Source organism: Peribacillus sp. NPDC055009, from assembly GCF_053608705.1.
The window spans coordinates 91483-110314 of the sequence record NZ_JBSGVZ010000002.1 but is presented as its reverse complement, the minus strand read 5'-3'; the positions used below and the strand labels follow the sequence as shown (position 1 = coordinate 110314).

At 41.7% G+C, this 18832-nt stretch carries 21 protein-coding genes; 13 read left to right on the top strand and 8 right to left on the bottom strand.

Annotated elements, in window-relative coordinates; all coding sequences use genetic code 11:
* Positions 1–277: 277 nt before the first annotated feature.
* Positions 278–835 (top strand): DUF5366 family protein, encoded by a 558-nt coding sequence (locus ACWF5P_RS04295; protein ID WP_434168037.1) that lies wholly within the window; start codon positions 278–280, stop codon positions 833–835.
* A 38-nt stretch (positions 836–873) separates the two neighbouring features.
* Here ACWF5P_RS04295 and ACWF5P_RS04290 read toward each other — a convergent pair whose 3' ends face one another.
* Positions 874–2733: a transglycosylase domain-containing protein gene (locus ACWF5P_RS04290; protein WP_452444648.1), complete on the bottom strand. Its 1860-nt coding sequence runs from the start codon at positions 2731–2733 to the stop codon at positions 874–876.
* 261 nt (positions 2734–2994) lie between these two features.
* On the opposite strand from ACWF5P_RS04290, the gene kapD reads away from it, so the two are divergent.
* Positions 2995–3618, top strand: coding sequence for a 3'-5' exonuclease KapD (gene kapD, locus ACWF5P_RS04285; protein ID WP_260358701.1), 624 nt, complete (start codon positions 2995–2997; stop codon positions 3616–3618).
* A gap of 40 nt (positions 3619–3658) precedes the next feature.
* On the opposite strand, the gene ACWF5P_RS04280 is transcribed toward kapD, so the two are convergent.
* Positions 3659–4045: a kinase-associated lipoprotein B gene (locus tag ACWF5P_RS04280; protein ID WP_101223613.1), complete on the bottom strand. Its 387-nt coding sequence runs from the start codon at positions 4043–4045 to the stop codon at positions 3659–3661.
* A gap of 178 nt (positions 4046–4223) precedes the next feature.
* Between ACWF5P_RS04280 and ACWF5P_RS04275 the strand changes: the two genes are divergently transcribed.
* The 4 genes from ACWF5P_RS04275 to ACWF5P_RS04260 all read left to right on the top strand — a co-directional run bounded on the left by ACWF5P_RS04275 (position 4224) and on the right by ACWF5P_RS04260 (position 6476).
* Positions 4224–4814 (top strand): peptidylprolyl isomerase, encoded by a 591-nt coding sequence (locus ACWF5P_RS04275; RefSeq protein ID WP_098371439.1) that lies wholly within the window; start codon positions 4224–4226, stop codon positions 4812–4814.
* Positions 4815–4949: 135 nt separating this feature from the next.
* Entirely contained in the window at positions 4950–5174 is a 225-nt protein-coding gene (locus ACWF5P_RS04270; protein ID WP_101223612.1) for a hypothetical protein, read from the top strand.
* Between the two features lie 170 nt (positions 5175–5344).
* Entirely contained in the window at positions 5345–5821 is a 477-nt protein-coding gene (locus tag ACWF5P_RS04265; RefSeq protein WP_101223611.1) for a GNAT family N-acetyltransferase, read from the top strand.
* A 40-nt stretch (positions 5822–5861) separates the two neighbouring features.
* Complete coding sequence (locus ACWF5P_RS04260; protein ID WP_048687662.1) at positions 5862–6476, top strand: PH domain-containing protein; 615 nt, start codon at positions 5862–5864, stop codon at positions 6474–6476.
* 40 nt (positions 6477–6516) lie between these two features.
* Here the strand turns inward: ACWF5P_RS04260 and ACWF5P_RS04255 are convergent, their stop codons facing one another.
* Positions 6517–7374, bottom strand: coding sequence for a manganese catalase family protein (locus ACWF5P_RS04255; RefSeq protein WP_230176213.1), 858 nt, complete (start codon positions 7372–7374; stop codon positions 6517–6519).
* 142 nt (positions 7375–7516) lie between these two features.
* On the opposite strand from ACWF5P_RS04255, the gene ACWF5P_RS04250 reads away from it, so the two are divergent.
* Positions 7517–8272, top strand: a complete 756-nt coding sequence (locus ACWF5P_RS04250) for a TraR/DksA C4-type zinc finger protein (protein ID WP_434168035.1) — start codon at positions 7517–7519, stop codon at positions 8270–8272.
* A gap of 40 nt (positions 8273–8312) precedes the next feature.
* On the opposite strand, the gene ACWF5P_RS04245 is transcribed toward ACWF5P_RS04250, so the two are convergent.
* On the bottom strand, positions 8313–9497 hold the full coding sequence (locus ACWF5P_RS04245; RefSeq protein WP_452444715.1) for a MalY/PatB family protein: 1185 nt from the start codon (positions 9495–9497) through the stop codon (positions 8313–8315).
* Positions 9498–9589: 92 nt separating this feature from the next.
* Between ACWF5P_RS04245 and ACWF5P_RS04240 the strand changes: the two genes are divergently transcribed.
* Positions 9590–9850 carry a DUF1871 family protein gene (locus tag ACWF5P_RS04240; RefSeq protein ID WP_101223607.1) on the top strand — a complete coding sequence of 87 codons (261 nt, stop codon included), beginning with the start codon at positions 9590–9592 and terminating at the stop codon, positions 9848–9850.
* Between the two features lie 92 nt (positions 9851–9942).
* On the opposite strand, the gene ACWF5P_RS04235 is transcribed toward ACWF5P_RS04240, so the two are convergent.
* The gene (locus ACWF5P_RS04235; protein WP_434168033.1) at positions 9943–10785 is read right to left on the bottom strand and encodes an alpha/beta fold hydrolase; all 843 of its coding nucleotides are present in this window, start codon (positions 10783–10785) and stop codon (positions 9943–9945) included.
* A gap of 305 nt (positions 10786–11090) precedes the next feature.
* On the opposite strand from ACWF5P_RS04235, the gene ACWF5P_RS04230 reads away from it, so the two are divergent.
* Positions 11091–11591: an Lrp/AsnC family transcriptional regulator gene (locus tag ACWF5P_RS04230; RefSeq protein ID WP_101223605.1), complete on the top strand. Its 501-nt coding sequence runs from the start codon at positions 11091–11093 to the stop codon at positions 11589–11591.
* A complete protein-coding gene (locus ACWF5P_RS04225; RefSeq protein WP_434168032.1) occupies positions 11588–12757 on the top strand; it encodes an aminotransferase in 1170 nt (389 codons plus the stop codon). The genes ACWF5P_RS04230 and ACWF5P_RS04225 overlap by 4 nt, the downstream gene beginning before the upstream one ends.
* Positions 12758–12915: 158 nt before the next feature.
* Here the strand turns inward: ACWF5P_RS04225 and ACWF5P_RS04220 are convergent, their stop codons facing one another.
* Together ACWF5P_RS04220 and ACWF5P_RS04215 are read right to left on the bottom strand one after the other, a co-directional pair.
* The gene (locus ACWF5P_RS04220) at positions 12916–13269 is read right to left on the bottom strand and encodes a helix-turn-helix domain-containing protein (protein ID WP_260358697.1); all 354 of its coding nucleotides are present in this window, start codon (positions 13267–13269) and stop codon (positions 12916–12918) included.
* A gap of 140 nt (positions 13270–13409) precedes the next feature.
* Positions 13410–14753 carry a sodium-dependent transporter gene (locus ACWF5P_RS04215; protein ID WP_260358696.1) on the bottom strand — a complete coding sequence of 448 codons (1344 nt, stop codon included), beginning with the start codon at positions 14751–14753 and terminating at the stop codon, positions 13410–13412.
* A 350-nt stretch (positions 14754–15103) separates the two neighbouring features.
* On the opposite strand from ACWF5P_RS04215, the gene yugI reads away from it, so the two are divergent.
* Positions 15104–15508 carry a S1 domain-containing post-transcriptional regulator GSP13 gene (gene yugI, locus ACWF5P_RS04210; RefSeq protein WP_063234086.1) on the top strand — a complete coding sequence of 135 codons (405 nt, stop codon included), beginning with the start codon at positions 15104–15106 and terminating at the stop codon, positions 15506–15508.
* 156 nt (positions 15509–15664) lie between these two features.
* Here yugI and ACWF5P_RS04205 read toward each other — a convergent pair whose 3' ends face one another.
* Positions 15665–15898 (bottom strand): DUF378 domain-containing protein, encoded by a 234-nt coding sequence (locus ACWF5P_RS04205; RefSeq protein WP_063234087.1) that lies wholly within the window; start codon positions 15896–15898, stop codon positions 15665–15667.
* Between the two features lie 203 nt (positions 15899–16101).
* Between ACWF5P_RS04205 and ACWF5P_RS04200 the strand changes: the two genes are divergently transcribed.
* Entirely contained in the window at positions 16102–17265 is a 1164-nt protein-coding gene (locus ACWF5P_RS04200; protein WP_434168031.1) for an iron-containing alcohol dehydrogenase, read from the top strand.
* Between the two features lie 147 nt (positions 17266–17412).
* Entirely contained in the window at positions 17413–18759 is a 1347-nt protein-coding gene (locus ACWF5P_RS04195; protein WP_452444647.1) for a glucose-6-phosphate isomerase, read from the top strand.
* Positions 18760–18832 lie beyond the last annotated feature (73 nt).

Here is an 18832-nt window from a genome sequence, read left to right as displayed (position 1 = left end):
AATCCTAGACGTTAGGAAATCTTCGTTGAATATGTATTTTATTATCGAATGCTTGTCTCGCTTAAAAGTATAACGCAATTTATGTGGGTTTGCATGGCATTAAAAACGGTGAAGGCCAACTTGAATGATGTTTTATATATAGGTAGAAAAGGAGGGGAAACTGACCTGAAAAATTTATTGAAAAAAGTTTTTCCAGGGTGAATTAGTAGAGTATCCATTGTGAAATGATGGATTATCTTGCATAATATAGGATAAAAGACGCGTGGATGGAGAAATCATGAAAAACACATATTTACTTAGCTATTTACCAATCATTTCAATTCTACTATTCAGCCTCTCCTTTGCCATTTATGGGGAAATGCAAATGCTCTCTTTATTTGGGAATTTGGGAATCTACCAAGGGATGCTGGAGTTTTTTTCTGAAACGGGCATTAAGCTGGCGCTGCTGATCGTATTGCTCTTATTATTCTTTATGGTTTTTGCCGCATTGAAGCTGATCTCAGATACGATATTGGAGCTGTCTTTATTATTCTTTTCCAAGGATTCTGAAGGTAAAGCCCTGAACAGTTTAAGAAAGGGGTCTGTCATATATGTGATTGGCGGTGCCTGTTCATTGTTCAGTGTTCAGTTCATCATCGGGCTTGGGTCCATCTTTATCGCAACGAATGTCGTTGCTTTAATTTATTTTGTCAATAAGTTAAGCCCGAGCCTGAACTTGTCGAGGTTAGTTGGATTGGTTTTCTTTCCAATCTTCGTTTGGACGGCACTGATTTCAATAGTCACTTATGCAGGATTGAAGCTTTATAACAGCGTCATTGCAAGCATTCCCATATAGCCATAAAAAAGAAGGTGCCATTGCGGCACCTTCTTTTTTCACTCGGCAGTCTGGCTGATATCTTTCCAAATCAATACATGGGGTGTATGTGAATAAATGGATTGTAGATTGGATGGCTTGTCCCTTCCAATCCAAACCCCCGTTGTATAGTTTGCTGTCAGGCCGACAAACCACATGTCTTTCACATCATTGGTCGTACCGGTTTTACCGCCGACATATTCTGTAGGAAAGTAGGCTTTGCGGGCTGTCCCGGAAATGATCGTTTCATGGAGCAGCTGCCGCATCTTGGCTACGGTGCTTTGGCTCCAAATCTCCTTGGGGCGCTCTTTCCATTTATAAAGGACTTTACCTTCTTGATCGGTGACTTTAATAATGGCGCGGGCCGGCTGATAGTTTCCGTCATTGAAGGAAGTATAGGCATTTGTCAGTTCAAGGGGACTCATGCCATATTCGAATCCGCCTATGGCCGAACTCGTATGGTGGTCTTTTTTGCTCACCTTTTTAAAGTCTAAAGCATCGAGGTACTTGAAACTCGTTTCCACCCCCGTCTTTTCAAAAATTCTTATGGCAGGTGTATTATAGGACTGAGCGAAGGCAGTTCTTAGTGTGACCATCCCATAGCTGTCACCGCTATAATTCTTTGGACAATAGCTATTGCTGCAATAGCTTGCACCGCTAACTAGCTGATTGATGTCAGCATCCGTTTCCTCCAAATAGGGAGCATAATCGAGAAGCGGCTTAATGGCTGATCCTGGCTGCCTATAGCTTTGGTATGCACGGTTGAAAGAATTTTTTTTATAATCTTTTCCCCCAATCAAAGAGACAAGCTCGTGCGTATGATGCTGTATAACCACTAAAGCTCCCTCGATATCATTGACACCGATTTTTGATTGTAAGGCAGTCTTTGACTGTGATTGCAGCTTGGTATCGAGTGCGGTATGGATGGTTACACCGGAATTCAAAAGCTTTTTGACCTTTTTATCCAGCTCAGCTTCCGCTTTCTTACGGATGGCGACTTCAGGGCTTTGCAGAGATTTATCAAGACCCTCGGAGGATGCCACCAGGTTTTTCAATTCCTGATGAACATATGTCACATAATCGGGATATAAGTCGACCGGGGTGGACAAGTCTAATTTAATCGTACTTTTGATAAGCTTCTCGTACTCGGCCTGTTCTAAATCACCTTCGGCCACCATTTGTTTCAGTAATCTTTCCTGGCGCTTTTTCGTCGCATCGAAATGTTTAAGAGGGTTATAGTTTTCCGGATTATTAGGGATTGCGGCCAGGAAGGCAAGTTCCGCCTTGGATAACTCTTCAGTAGCTTTACTGAAATAATATTGGGAAGCAGCTTCGATTCCATAAGCTCCATTACTAAAATATATGGCATTCAAATACAGCTCCATGATTTCCGGTTTTGATTTTTTTCGCTCTATCTGATAGGCGTAAATGAGTTCACTGAGTTTTCGGTTATACGTCCTATCATGTGAAAGATAAACATTCCTGGCCAGTTGCTGGGTAATGGTACTGCCGCCTTGTTCGATTGTTTTATTTTGCGAATTGATAAGAAGCGCCCTGCTTATGCCGGATAGGTCAACGCCTGCATGATCATAAAATTTCTGATCCTCTGTAACGATGAATAGATTTTCCAGGAATAGGGGGATGTCTTCAAGTTTAAGGTAAGTCCGTTTCTCACCAGTGGAAATTTCACTGATGACCTTTCCGTTTGCGGCCTTTATGTAACTATCCTGAGCCAGTTCTATCGATTCAATAGGAATTCGCTCGTCGAGTACATGATAGGGAGATTGCGCTAAGGACCACTCCTGATAGGAAAGGAAAATGAAAAGGATCAAGACGGGAATCAAGAGGGAAATCGTGATATAACCAAGATACGTGCGCATAGTTCAACTTCCTAACTAATATATTTTTAGTATGTCCTAGGATTGAAGGAATGAAAAAGTGGTACTTTTGATTCATTCATCCATCATAATCCAAATAAGGTAGACAATAAAGAGTTTTGGATAAATTAGGTATGACGGCAATAGCTATCCGGATGGTGTGTTACGAAAAACTTTCTAAATCTTCTGTTATAATAGTCTATGAGAAAAAAAACCATTTTTTGTTTATATGTTGATGTCACGAATATGAAGGGGGTCATAAAAATGGAGGAACAACAGCAATATGTATTCATTGATTTTGAATTTACGATGCCGGAAGGAAAAGCCAACCCAGTAGGGTTTTATCCGGAAATCATTGAGGTGGGCTTAGTCACCGTCATTAATGAGACCATTCAGGAACAATTCTCATCTTTTGTTAACCCAATGAAATTTCCAGTCTTAACGGGAAGATGCAAAAAGTTCTTGAACATTACCCAGGATCAGGTGGACCAGGGGATTTCATTTGAAGAGTTGGTTAATTTATTGAAGAAAATAGATGAGAAGCACCCGACGACGATTGTTACCTGGGGAAATATGGATATGAAGGTACTTCGCCAGAACTGTCAGAAAGCAGGATTGGATTTCCCTTTTTCAGGGAAACAAAGTGATCTGTGCCTGGAGTATAAACGCTTTTTCGGGGATCAAAATCAAACCGGGCTTTGGAAGGCTGTACAGGCCTATGGCAAAGAAGGGACAGGCAAGCATCACCGGGCGCTGGATGATGCGATTACGACATATAATATCTTTAAGTTAGTGGAGAAAGATAAAAGTTATATGAAAAATCATGAACCGACGACAATTGGCGATCGCATTGATTTATCAAAAGTATTGAATCATTTAGCGTTATAAAAGCCAAATCATATACTACTGATTTGGCTTTTATCATGCTTTATTTAAAATAATCCGTCTCTAGATCTTCAAGCAACTGTAAGCTTTTATCATTCCATTCTGTTTGGACTTCGCTTAAAGTGCCTTTCATTTTCTCAACAGCTTCTCTTAAGGATTCCTTATACTCAGGAATCTCCTCATTAAAGTTCCTGACCATATTCTTTGGTACATTGGTTTGCTCCCGGTAAGCTAGAGCACGCCGCTGATGGAACATGGACACTTCCGTTTGCTTCGGGTTATGAAGATCTCCCTGCATGGGATGCTTCAAGACAGCCAACACTTTAACAAGATATGCAGCAGGTCTGATATCGGTGACTTCCCCGATGTATTTTCCAGTTTTATATATGGCGGTAACCTTATCGCCGATTTTAAAATCCTGTTCTGACATTTCCCTACCACCTTTCTTTTAACTTCCTTCATGATACATAAGAACGACGATTTTTCACAGCGAATTTGTTCAATTTCGTAAAGATGCTTTTTTTATGAAAATCGTGTAAAGTGTACAAATGAAGATGAAAAATGGTGTTTCATGCCATTTAATTTTAAAAAGAAAGAGGTTATGAACAATGACAAACTTTCCACAATTAACAAGTGAAGTTTTGGAAAATGAAAAAGCGGTCATCATGCAAACGACGATGGGCGATATTAAAATTAAACTATTCCCTGAACTGGCTCCGAAGACAGTGGAGAATTTCTTGACACATGCTGAAAACGGTTATTACGAAGGAATCATCTTTCACCGTGTCATCAAGGATTTCATGCTACAAGGCGGAGATCCGACAGGCACTGGAATGGGTGGAGAAAGTATCTGGGGAACTCCATTTGAGGACGAGTTCTCCATGCAATTATTCAATTTGCGCGGAGCTCTTTCCATGGCAAATGCAGGCCCGGGAACAAACGGCAGCCAATTCTTCGTCGTACAAGCCCAGCATGTAGACAGCAGGATGGGTGAGCAAATGAAGCAAGCCGGTTATCCGGAAGAAATCATCAGTGCTTATATGGAGCAAGGCGGCACACCATGGCTGGATCATAAACACTCTGTCTTTGGACAAGTGGTCGAAGGCATGGACGTTGTTGATACGATTGCTAACGTAGAGACAGTTGCGGGAGACAAGCCTGCAGTGGACGTGGTCATAAAAGGGATCACCATTTTATAAATAAAAGAGAAGCGAGGGGCTCAGTGCCTCTCTTTTTTTTCGGGATTTAGTGGATTAAGCCCACTAGTGGATTGTTCTGGTAATTGATATAATGGGATAATGCAGTTTAATTCCCTATCAGGAAGGATGTATCGGATGGATTTTCTCAATCATGCTTTACTAGGTTTGTTTCTTTACTTTCCGGAAGACAAGACTGAATATATCTCAGCTGGTATAACTTGCTTCATTTTTTTAGTGGCAGCCGTTTTTACGATGAGGGCAATTATAAGATATTCAAAGAAGGAAGAAATGAAAACGAAGCAATTCGAAGATGAGGTCACCAAAAGGAACCAGCGTTTAAAGGATGATACCATCTCTTGAACCCGGAAGATGCCGTGCATCACTAGGGTGCCCCGTTTTTGAATATTGATTATCTGAATATGAATGGTATTATGTTTTGTTAGAAGGGCGTAAAGAATTAAATGTTCCCTTATCAGCATAAGCATTTTATACTATAAGCATAGAGAGAAATTTTGGGGGCGTAATTGGTTATGCAAATCGTAGCTAAAAGAATGATTGCGGCAGATACGGTCAAGGATTTTTTCATTCAGCACTGGGAGACGACCCAAGTCGTTTTTTCAAGAGGCTTGTTTCATTATGCGGAACTTGAGGGCTTTGGGGTAATGGACGAGAATGAAAAAATCACGGGGTTGGGAACTTACAAATTATCCGACCATGTATGTCAGATCATCTCTTTGAACAGTGAGCATGAGAATCAAGGTGTTGGCTCATCATTGCTTTATGTGATGGAAAATATCGCTAAGGAAAAAAATTGCCATACTATTAAAGCGATTACAACGAACGATAATTTAAAGGCATTGAAGTTTTTTCAAAAGCGTGGTTATGTCATATCGGAAGTCGTTAAAAATGCCGTGGAAGAATCACGGAAAATCAAGCCGGAGATTCCATTTTACAGTTTTGATGGAATTCCGATCCGAGACGAGATAATACTGGAGAAATACTTATAAAAAGGTGTAATTCACCTGGATATTGATAGGGGGAATAGGGATGTTCAAGAAAATGGCGGCAGATGCCCTTGGTCTTAGTGATATTGGAAGTGTGATTAGTCCTGCTGATTATGACAAGGTAGATGCAGATGACTATATCATGCATGAAGATGGGGAAAAAATTTATTTCCTGATTAAATCAAAAACGGATGAGTACTGTTTCACGAATCAAGCGTTCATACATTTGGACGGCACTAGTGCGATAAGCAAAAAGCGTACACTTACAAGATATAGCTACAGCCAGTATACTATATCAAATGCCACGCTTGAAACCGCAGGGACCGTGGATTTGGATGCGGAAATTAAATTTTCGATTGGTGCAAAGACTTTCTCCATTGATGTTCATAAGAAATTCATAGAAGAATTAAAGGACTTGTTCAAATCACTCGTGAAAATATCGGAAATTTGCCATGAGAATGAGTTTGCCCTTCAATATGCCCAACAAAGCGTAAACCTTGCTTCTTCCACTTTGAACCAGGTTCGCACTGATGGAAGCCAAATGGCTGCAAGCTTCAAGGAAATTAATTCCGCAGCTTTCGAATGGTTGATGGATAGCCGGAAAAAGTACCATGTGAAAGATTTTGGCTTTGTTTTTGAAAAATATATCAATAATTAAAAAAGAAGGCGAACACAGTATGATGTGTCCGCCTTCTTTTTTAATTGTTCAAATCACTCAAGCCAGGGCTATGTTCATTTGGCATATCCGGCATTTCAGGTACCGGGAATCCTTTTGGCGGCTCTGTAACAGCAAGGTTTCCGCCATTTCGGCTCGGTGTTTCCCCTTTGAAAATATCGCCGATTTGAGTTGGGTCCAATCTGAAATTGAATTGGGCATTATGGTAGCCTAAATCCACATATTTGCGGCATTCAGGATATTTGTTCAAATCATAATTAGGTACAGGGAAGATTTTCCCCCAGTCGACCCCAAGTGTTTCCAATGCCTTGGCAAATGCATTTTGGTGGGCATTGTCGCGAACCATTAAAAATGCCAGTGTTTCGCGCATTGTTTTATTGGAACTCATTTCATAAATCCTGGACTTTTGCAGGACACCAGTAGATTCAAGCATGACATTGTTCAAAAGGTTTGCCACAAGATTACCGTGATCATAAACCCATGATCCATTCCATGGATTGCCGCCAGCATCGACAGGTAGGGAAGCTTTTGCTCCGATGATGAAATGGTGAGGGTTTGCGCCGCCTTTGATGACTTCATCCAATGGGGCGCCGTCGGTAGCGACATCTCCAGGCATATCCCCGCCAGCACCATTCAGCAGCTGGTTGATGGTTGATTGGACAAGTTCAACGTGGCTGATTTCTTCCAAGAAAACACCACGGAGTAAATCACGATATTGTTTAGCCTTGCCACGGAAATTGGCGCTTTGGAAAGAATACTGCATCATCGTCCGCATTTCACCGAATTGCCCTCCAAGTGTTTCCTGAAGTACTTTTGCTGCATTCGGATCAGGCTTATCGGGAACGATCATATTGATTAAATCTTCCTTATAGAAATACAAATGGAAGTCCTCCTTGAAATTAAAATTTCTAATTTAGCTTCTGTTATCTGAATTAAATTATTCCTAAGGTAAAAAGTACCTTTATGGAATGGCGGGAAGAGAGAAATACTAGAGGGAAGAACGATTTGAAAGGATGTTGCACATGCTATCCAATCAGCAGCTTAAAGAATTTCAACAGCAATTGCAGCAAACGAAGCAAGAGTTGGAAGAGCGATTAAATGATTCAGGCAACTATGATTTAAGAAGAAGCCTGGAGGATTCGACTGGTGAGTTATCGAGTTACGATAATCATCCCGGAGATGAAGGAACCGAGTTATATGAACGGGAAAAGGATTTGGCCCTTTCCGAGCATGATCGGGATGAAATAAGGGATATTGAAAGGGCGCTTTCTGCCATCAAGACAGGTGATTATGGAAAATGCCAGGTTTGTTCAAAGGAAATACCTCTTGAACGTTTGAACGCCATCCCTACTACGACTTATTGTGTCGAGCATACCCCATCACAGGAAACTTCGGACAATCGGCCGGTCGAAGAGGAAGTTTTGGGACCGCCGTTTGGAAGGTTTGATTTTGACGACCGTCACGAATCGGTTGCGTACGACGCGGAGGATTCTTGGCAGGATGTTGCCAGTTATGGAACATCTGAATCGCCTTCCGATTTTGTAAATCCGCCAAACGATTATGAAGATATGTATGTGGAGTCCGAGGAAAATGTCGGCTATGTCGAAAATTATGAAAATTTCGTTGGTGTGGATATATACGGTAAAGAGATAACGGTTTATCCGAACTCGCAATATGAAGAATTGAAGGAAGAACTTTTTGAAGAAAATATCCAAACCTCATTTGGGGATTTGCCCCGATATGAGCATGATCCTTATGTGGGTGAAGAAAAAGATTGAAAAAGAAGAACCAGGATTCTAAGCCTGGTTCTTTTTTTATTTAAGAAAAAGCCAATTTCAAACGGTTTAGCCCATCCATCAGAACGCTGCGTGAACAACCGAGATTCATTCTGACGAAACCTTCTCCGCCAGGTCCGTATTTAGAACCAGGCTCCAATGCGAGCTTCCCTTGATGGATAAGTCGATCCTTGATTTCCTTGTCGGTCAATCCAAGGTCACGGCAGTCAATCCATAAAAGGTAAGAGGCATCCGGATGCATGACATGCAGTGAAGGAATTTCGGCTGCAATGAATTCCTCTGCCACTTTTATATTCTCCTCAATGTAGCCAATCATGTCTTCAAGCCATTCCAAGCCCTCCCGATACGCAGCTTCCATTGCTGTTAAGGCAAAGATGTTAAGACCATGGAAGGCCAGTTTCGTTTGAGCCTTTTGCAAAAGCTTCTGCAATTTTTCATTACTTGTGATCAGGAATGAAGCCTGAAGGCCGGCAATATTGAATGTTTTGCTTGGCGCCATCAATGTAACGGTTATGTCCGCTAATTTTTCTGAAAGCGAGCCGATCGGATAATGCTTTGATGTTGTATGGAATAAATCAGCATGTATCTCATCACTGACGATGACTACATCATATTTTTCACATAGCTCCCCGATCCGTAAGAGTTCATCCTTTGTCCAAACGCGTCCGCCGGGGTTATGCGGACTGCAAAAAAGGAATAGTTTCACTCCGCTTTTCAGCTTGTCCTCAAAATCAGTGAAATCGATCTCAAAGCGGTCATTTTCAATGATAAGGGGACTATTGACCACTTCCCGGTCATTATTTTTGATCATATCAAAAAATGGTGTATAAACGGGAGATTGTAACAATATTTTATCGCCCGGGTTCGTGAATGCTTGGATCGTTGTACCGATTGCGGAAACTACGCCGGAGCTGAATGAAATCCAATCTTTATCGATTTGCCAGGAGTGCCGGTCTCTAAGCCAGCTTTGAATTTCAGTGAAGACCGTTTCAGAAGGGACGGTATAACCGAAAATCGGATGATTCAAGCGTTCCATCAATGCCTTTTGAATGCCCTCAGGAGATGGGAAGTCCAAATCGGCAACCCACATTGGCAGAACATCCTCGCGACCATATAAGGATGTGAGGAAGTTTTTATCCCATTTTGCAGACCCTGAATTTTCCCTGTTGATTTGTTCTTCAAATATTGACTTGTTCAAAATATCCACCACCGAATAAAATTTGTCGTCTTCGCGAAAAGCCTGTTGTTATGATACTATGATATCATGTTCTTTGAAAATATTGAGCAGGTGATGATTTTATGGATACACAGCAAATGAATTTAGCATTGGTTGCCGTTTTGCAAGAATGGGACCCTTTCAAGATAGGATGGGATCTATATGAGCCGGAAATTGCCGATACGGTCGTAGCAATCCGGAATATAGATGATCCAAAGGAACTGGCGGAAAAGATAAAATCCATTTACGAGTTCTCGTTCGATGAATCCGTTCAGATGGATAAGTGCCTGGAAATTGCTCAAAAGCTGCTGATCATTAAGAATGATGCCAGCTGTTCGATCTAAAGGTGACAAAGGGTGTACCCAGAAATCAGGGGCACCTTTTTTACGGTTTTTTTTGCTCTTTACTCGAGAGTTTTGCTGTTTTACTCGTGAGTTTACGTTGGGGTGGCCACCCCAAGAAACCCCTTAATTAGTTGATACACTTCTTCCGGTTTCTCCTCTGGAAGAAGGTGCCCGGAATCCTCAATGACAACAAGCTCGGAATTAGGAAGGTCTTCATGGAGCCTTTCGCCAATACTCAAAGGCACCACTCGGTCATGCCTTCCCCAAATAAGCAGGCATGGCGTATGAATACCACTAAGGTCCTCCTTCAACAAATCGATTTCCTTATCTCGAAGCATCCTCCCCAATGCCCGGAAAATATCATGCTTCTTAATGAATGGCCCTAGGTATCCCTGCCGCATTTCATCGTCAATCATCGCCGGGTCATGGACGACATTTTTCAAGTTCTTTTCGATACCTGACTTTTGCAGATACCGTTTTATCCCGTATGAAAAGAAAGGCAGGTAACTGACCATCTTCATTTTTTCCGAATAGCCGGGCTGATAGCCTGAACCGGCAAGTAGAATGGCATGGTCTGCAAGATCAGGATATGACTTGATGAGCTGCAGGGAAATCTGCCCGCCCATGGAATGGCCGATGATACTGAATTTCCTGATGCCTTTTCCCTCCAAGAATAGAACGACGGATTTAGCGATGTTTCGGAATGAATATATATATCGATAATCTTTTCCGCTTTGCCCGAATGGCGGGAGGTCGATGGAGATCACATTGTATTCCTTGATTAAATAGGGGACTAATTTACGGAAACTGAAGCTCGATGACAAAAATCCGTGAAGCAGGACAAGGGTGGGGAGAGAATCATCGATTCGGTCATATTCAAAATAGATTTCGATATCACCCACCCGTTCGACACCTTTGATTGTATGACTTTCCAAAAAAAGCTCCTCCTCCGTTATTGGTCAATGATAAAAACCCATGTTAACCTGAATATTCCAAAAAAGGTCCTTTAATACTGTTGCATAACAGTAATTGTAATAATAACGATGAAAAAATACAATTACTATAACAGGTCACCAGCCAATTTTGATATAATAGTGTAAGTTTATCCTGACAGCATAGGACTTATTAAATTATATTGTCATATAGGTTTTTTAAAAAGTCTAATAAGGTAATTCGTGAGACTATCTGCCAGCCAAACCATCACAGCTAAATTAGTGAATTCCAAAAGGGGGGTTTTCCAATGCACTTGAATGAAGAGGAATTGGAAGTCTTGAGAATCATTGAAAATAACAGCCGGATTGATCTGAAGGATTTGGCTAAAATGACCGATCAATCAGAATCGGACATTGAAATAACATTGAAGAAATTAGAAGATATGCGGGTCATTGTACGTTACTTAACAGTCATTAACTGGGCTAAAGTGGATGAATACCATGGTGTCACAGCGATGATCGATGTAAAAGTCACTCCAAAACGCGGCGTCGGTTTCGATGATGTTGCAAAAAGGATTTACAAGTTCAAAGAAGTCGAGTCCGTTTATTTAATGTCTGGGGCTTATGATCTTTCAGTCATTGTCGAAGGACGTTCGATGAACGAAGTGGCAAGCTTTGTTTCGGAAAAACTTTCGACACTGGATTCCGTCATTTCTACGACGACTCACTTCATTATGAAAAAGTACAAGCATGATGGCACCATTTTTGATCAAACTGAAGAAGATAAGCGGATAGTGGTGTCACCATGATTAAAACGAGTTATGTTTCAAAAACGATTGCAGAGCTTAAACCATCAGGCATCCGCCGCTTTTTCGACTTGGCAGCCAATTTGGAAGGGGTCGTCTCGCTTGGTGTGGGTGAACCGGATTTCGTTACATCTTGGGCAGTAAGGGAAGCGGCGATCAACTCCTTGGAGGAAGGATATACCTCATATACGGCCAATGCCGGATTATTTGAATTAAGGTCGGAAATCAGCCGGTATATGGAGAAGCAGTTCCATGTTTCGTATAGACCGGACGATCAAATCATTGTCACGGTTGGAGCAAGCCAGGCCCTGGATATTGCCCTGAGGACCATCTTGAATCCAGGTGAAGAAGTCGTTGTCGTCGAACCTTGTTTCGTCGCCTATGCACCGCTTGTGACCATGGCAGGGGGAATACCGGTCACAGTCCAAACATCCAAGGAAGAAGACTTTAAGTTGACTCCCCAACAACTCGAAGCGGCTATCACACCTAAAACGAAGGCCGTTTTAATCTGTTCACCGAATAACCCGACGGGAACCCAGCTTGGGCAGGAAGAATTAGTGATGCTTGCTGACATCGTTAAAAAGCATGACTTGCTGGTGATTTCCGATGAAATCTATGCCGAACTTGCTTATGATGAGGAATTCACTTCTTTTGCTGCCATTGACGGCATGCTTGAGCGGACAATCGTCATCAATGGGTTTTCGAAAGGGTTTGCGATGACTGGATGGCGTCTTGGGTTCGTTTGTGCACCTAAGGAAATTTCGGAAGCGATGCTTAAGCTTCACCAATATGCGATGATGTGTGCGCCGACCGTTGCGCAGCATGCTGCATTGGAAGCATTAAGGAACGGTATGCAGGATGTGGAAGAAATGCGTCGCAGTTATCGGAGAAGACGAAATTATATCGTGAAATCATTTAACGATATGGGGTTGGATTGCCATAATCCTGGCGGGGCTTTTTATGCTTTTCCATCAATCGAGAAGACGGGGATGACTTCGATGGAATTTGCTGAAAAACTTCTGACGGAAGAACTTGTTGCCGTTGTACCGGGAGATGTGTTCGGGGAAAGCGGTGAAGGCCATATCCGCTGTTCTTATGCATCCTCGATGGAACAGCTTCAAGAGGCGCTTCGAAGAATGGAACGTTTCATGAAGAATCATTGTCAATAAAAGCAAAAAAATAGGGATCCGGCCTTTAGCAGCCGGATCCCTTTCCATAGGGGGAATTAGAAAAAAGAGTTAATCTAATGGATTAACATAGAAAGTGTTAATCATAGTATATCCAGTACCGTGAAAAAAAATACACATACTACGACCCATTTTTTGAATTAAGCTTGTGTATTATATAAAGTATGCATAACTTTCAGAATTTGTTCTTCGCTAAAGTCCTTAGCTGTTCTTAGAATGAGCTCCGCTTTTTTGGTTCCGATTTCTTCAATCAGTTTTTTTATGTCCTCGTCGATACCAGCTGGGTTACCGGTTTGGGCATCTTTCAGGAATTCTGAAGCCGGAATGTCAAGAACGGTGGAAAGCCGTAAAATGGTTTGTGTATCAGGAACCGATTCACCTGATTCATACTTTTCGATTTTCTTCGTGCCGATGCGCAATTTCAAAGCCAGTTCCTGTTGAGTGAGGTTGTGATCTTCTCGGTATTGCCGGATATTCTTCGCGATATTTGACATGGTCAGACACTCCTTTTTCAGGAAATATATTTTTATTATGTAATTATTTTACCATATTATTACTTAGGGGAAGTAACGGAATATGTAGGTTTTGTGAAAAAAATGCCGCATCGATAAATATCGAAACGGCATGTTGAATGTTAAATGAGATTAGTTGACTTAAGGAATACGAGTATGATCATAATCGGCACGATGTAGCGAATCAGGAAGTACCAAAGTTTAAAAAGTGATCGTCCGGAATCAGCGCCTGATTCGAACTCCTTTTGTACCTCGATCCTTTTCATTTGATAGCCGATGAAAAGGGATATGAACAAGGCGCCGACTGGCAGCGCGATATTGCTTGTCAGATAATCAGCGAAATCAAATATGGATAAATTGAAAATCTTCACATCCGAAAGCACCCCGAATGATAATGCGCTTGGAATCCCAATTAAGAAAACTGTGATACCAGCTATCCAAGAAGCCTTCTTACGCTTTGCAGCATCACCCTTTATCATGGCGGCAACGACGATTTCGAGAATGGAGAATGCCGTCGTAAGGGTGGCAAATAATAATAATATGAAGAAAATGAACATGAAGATCCCACCAAGAGCCATTTCATTGAAAACGGCTGGCAACACGACAAATACCAGTCCAGGCCCGCTCGAAGGGCTGAAGCCTAGTGCAAAAACAGCAGGGAAGATGACTAAACCAGCCAGCAAGGAAATGAAGATATTCAGTCCAACTACCGAAAAGGCCGATTTTGTAATATCTTCTTTTTTGCTTAAATAGGACGCGTAGGTTACCATCACGGAAACACCGACACTTAGTGCAAAGAAGGATTGGCCCAGTGCCAATAGGATCGTTTCCCCTGTTAATGCGGAAAAGTCCGGCTTCAAGAAGAATTTAACACCCTCCATCGCTCCATCCAGAGTCAAGGAACGGATAAGAAGAATGATGAAAAGGATGAACAAGGAAGGCATCATATATTTATTCGCTTTTTCAATTCCCTTGGAAACGCCGCCTTGCACGACCCAAATGGTAAAGACCATGAATAATAACTGAGCGATGACCGTTTCATAAGGATTACTGATTATCTTATTGAAGAAGTTTCCATATTCTTCTTGAGTCAAGTTTGAGAGGGAACCTGTAAAGCTTCTCGCTAAATAAGAGATGATCCAGCCTCCAACAACACTGAAGAAGGAAAGCAGAATGATGGAAGCGACGACACCGCCATATCCGATCAATGCCCAAGGCTTCCCCGGGGCGATATGTTTATATGCGCTAATGGCATCTTTCTGTGCATTACGGCCAATCGTGAATTCCGCTATTAATATCGGTGCACCGATAAGCAGGGTGAATAAAATGAAGAGTAGGAAAAAGACCCCTCCTCCATTTAGCCCAGTCATATATGGGAGCTTCCAAATGGCACCCAATCCAATAGCGGATCCCGCGGCTGCCAGGATGAACCCGAGTTTTGAAGTCCATTGATCTTGTTTTGACATGATGGAAAATCTCCTTTAGATGTAAAAAAAATATCTAGCTGCATATTACTAAATTTTTAAAACATTTTCTCATCTTACTATGATTATGCGGAATTGAATAGTGTTTTAATATTACAATCTTTAGAAAAATAAGTGAATAAATTAAGGGAAATAGAGGTTATTTGCAAATTATTAGGATAAGTTATAAATAAAGATCTTATAATATTTATTATTTCCAAAAAACAAACATTTTTAATGAGTAAAATCCTAAAAAGTATGGTATACTTAACTTTGATTATTTTCCAATTATGTGATATAATTTTTTATTGCGTGAAAAGACGAAAAAATATATATAAAATAGGAGTGTTACCATGTCTGAAAAATTCGAAATTGGTGCGGTAGTTGCTGGTAAAGTAACTGGTATTCAACCATACGGTGCATTTGTTGCTCTAGACGATTCAACTCAAGGTTTAGTTCATATTTCTGAAATTACTCACGGCTTCGTTAAAGATATCAACGAACATTTAAAAGTGGGCGATGAAGTGAAAGTTAAAGTACTTTCCATCGATTCAGCTGCTGGAAAAATCGGCTTATCGATCCGCGCTACAGAAGAAGCTCCTGAGCGTACTGAAGCTCCGAAAAAAGCTCCGAAAAAACGCCAAGCATCTGTTAAAGCGACATCTCACATCGAATCTACTGAAGGTTTCAACACATTGAAAGACAAACTTCAAGAGTGGATTGAACAATCTCAACGCGAAGACTTAATCAAAAAATAATTTTTTTTGAACCGGCCGATCCTTAGATCAGCCGGTTTTTTTTGTCCATTGTCATGGCTGGTAGCGGGGCATATGAATGAAATAAAGCCGGGTCATGTGTTTATCCATGGTCCGGCTTTATTTTATCGAACAGAGACATTGTCCATTGTCATGATCTCAACGAGTCGGTTTGGTTTCAGGCTCTCTGGAAATTTCAGGACTTGGTTTGAAGAGAAGACCAAGATTAATGAGACCGGCAATTCCAACCAATCCATAAACGATACGGGCCAATCCAGCATCTTGCCCTCCGAAAATCGAAGCGACTAAGTCAAATTGGAAAAAACCTATTAAACCCCAGTTGATTGCCCCAATTATTGTAAGAACAAGTGCAGTTCTTTGTATTCCACTCATTGTACAGCCTCCTTTTTTTGAAAAAATCAGTTCTTTACTTATCATGCTTTTCCATCATGTAAATATACATCTACTCAAAAGTTGCGGGCGGATATTTTGTATTTAAATGGAACATTGGTCATAATGAATAAAAGAAAAACTAGCACTTGGCACTGTCGACAATTCAAAAACGGAGTCAATGTGTCATAAAGGAGAGATATCCATTGGAGAATTTCACTTATAAAAATCCTACTAAAGTAATCTTCGGGAAAGGTCAGCTTGAAAGCCTTAAAGCTGAAATTCCTGCGTATGGCGATAAAGTCTTACTTGTATACGGCGGGGGAAGCATAAAGAAAAATGGCTTATATGAAAAAGTGGTCAATGTCTTGAAAGAAATCGATGCAGAGGTGCACGAACTTTCCGGAGTTGAACCGAATCCACGCATCTCAACAGTCCGTAAAGGTGTTGACCTTTGTAAAGAATATGGTATCGACTTTGTCCTTGCCGTTGGAGGAGGAAGCGTCATAGACGCTACAAAGGCCATCGTTGCAGGTGCTAAATATGAGGGAGATCCATGGGATCTTGTCATCAAGAAGGCGCCAGTCGAAGAGGCCCTTCCATTCGGAACGGTACTGACTTTAGCTGCAACCGGCTCTGAAGCGAATTCCGGATCTGTCATAACAAACTGGGAAACGAAAGAGAAATATGGATGGGGAAGTCCGTTGGTATTTCCGCAATTCTCCATTTTGGATCCTGAAAACACTTTTTCGGTACCGAAAGATCAAACGGTATACGGAATGGTCGATATGATGTCACATGTATTCGAAACGTACTTCCATCCGGAAACGCATGCGCCGCTTCAAGACCGTTTTTGTGAATCGCTGTTATCGACGGTGATTGAAACCGCCCCTAAGTTATTGGAAAACCTGGAAGATTACGAGCACCGGGCCACTATCCTATATGCTGGAAATCTAGCCTTGAATGGGTCGCTTGGGGTTGGTTACAGCGGTGATTGGGCAACGCATAACATTGAACATGCCGTTTCAGCTGTTTATGACATCCCGCATGCAGGAGGATTGGCCATCTTATTCCCTAATTGGATGAAGCATGTGCTCCATGAAAATGTCGCACGCTTTAAACAAGTTGCAGTCCGTGTTTTCCATGTAGATCCGGAAGGTAAAACGGATGAGGAGGCGGCCCTTGAAGGCATTGGAAGACTTAGGACATTTTGGAGCAGCTTAGGGGCGCCGACCAATCTTTCGGACTATGGCATCGATGACTCACAATTGGAAGTCATGGCTGATAAAGCGATGAACAGAGGGGAGTTTGGACGATTCAAAGTCCTGAACCGTGAAGATGTCCTTGCCATTTTACGGGCTTCATTATAAAAAAGTGATATGATCCTTTCTCCCGCCTTGCCAGGTGGGAGATTACTTTATAGTCATAATTCGTTATTTACTTGATCGATTTCTTGATTATGAGAATTACATCAGATAAAGTGAAAGGGAAACTAAAGAATCCAAGGAGGAATTTGAATGGCCCATATTCGTTTCGATTATTCAAAAGCCCTGCCGTTTTTCGGGGAGCATGAGATTACCTATTTACAGGATGCTGTAAAAGTGGCACACCATTCCCTGCATGAGCAGACAGGGGCAGGCAATGAATATCTTGGCTGGCTTGATTTACCCGCCAATTATGATAAAGAAGAGTTTTCAAGGATCAAGGAAGCGGCAGCGAAAATAAAAGAAGATTCAGATGTGTTGCTGGTTATCGGTATCGGCGGATCATACCTGGGAGCACGAGCGGCAGTTGAAATGCTTCAACATAGTTTTTATAACATTTTACCGTCGGATAAAAGAAATGCACCGCAAATTTTATTTGTGGGTAATAATATAAGCTCTACATATATGCAGGACGTAATGGACCTATTGGAAAATAGGGATTTCTCGATCAATGTCATCTCTAAATCCGGTACGACCACGGAGCCTGCACTGGCATTCAGGATTTTCCGGAAACTGCTGGAGCAAAAATACGGTGTTGAAGAAGCTAAGAGCCGCATTTATGCGACCACTGATAAAGAAAAGGGCGCATTAAAAACGGTAGCAACGGAGGAAGGTTTCCAAACTTTCGTCATTCCTGATGATGTTGGCGGACGTTACTCGGTCTTAACGGCTGTAGGTCTGCTTCCGATTGCGGTCAGCGGGGCGGATATCGATCAAATCATGGAGGGAGCCGAGCGTGCTAGGACGGACTTCAGTTCTTCCGAGCTAGGTGAGAATCAGGCATACCAATATGCGGCGGTTCGGAATATCCTTTACAATAAAGGGAAAACGATTGAAATGCTGATAAACTATGAGCCTGGACTTCAATACTTCTCTGAGTGGTGGAAACAATTATTTGGAGAAAGTGAAGGAAAGGATCAAAAAGGGATATTCCCTTCATCGGCCAACTTTTCGACTGACCTGCATTCATTAGGGCAGTATGTTCAGGAAGGACGGCGTGACCTTTTTGAAACAGTCATCAAAGTGGATAAGGCCCGTCATGAAATCTTGATTGAAGAAGCGGAAAATGATTTGGATGGCCTGAATTACCTTACAGGTGAATCGGTGCAATTCGTGAATAATAAAGCATTTGAGGGTACGCTGTTAGCCCATACGGACGGTGGCGTTCCAAACCTGATCGTAACGGTTCCGCAACTCGATGCTTATACTTTTGGCTACCTTGTATATTTCTTCGAGAAAGCTTGTGCGATGAGCGGATACTTATTGGGTGTAAATCCATTTGATCAGCCTGGAGTGGAAGCCTATAAGGTGAACATGTTTGCTCTTTTAGGCAAGCCTGGATATGAAAAGAAAAAAGCTGAGCTCGAACAGCGCTTATAATAAAAAAGGCATCAAGCTGGAATTGCATCCAGATGATGCCTTTTTTTCTGTTTGAAAAGCAAAAAAGCAGTGT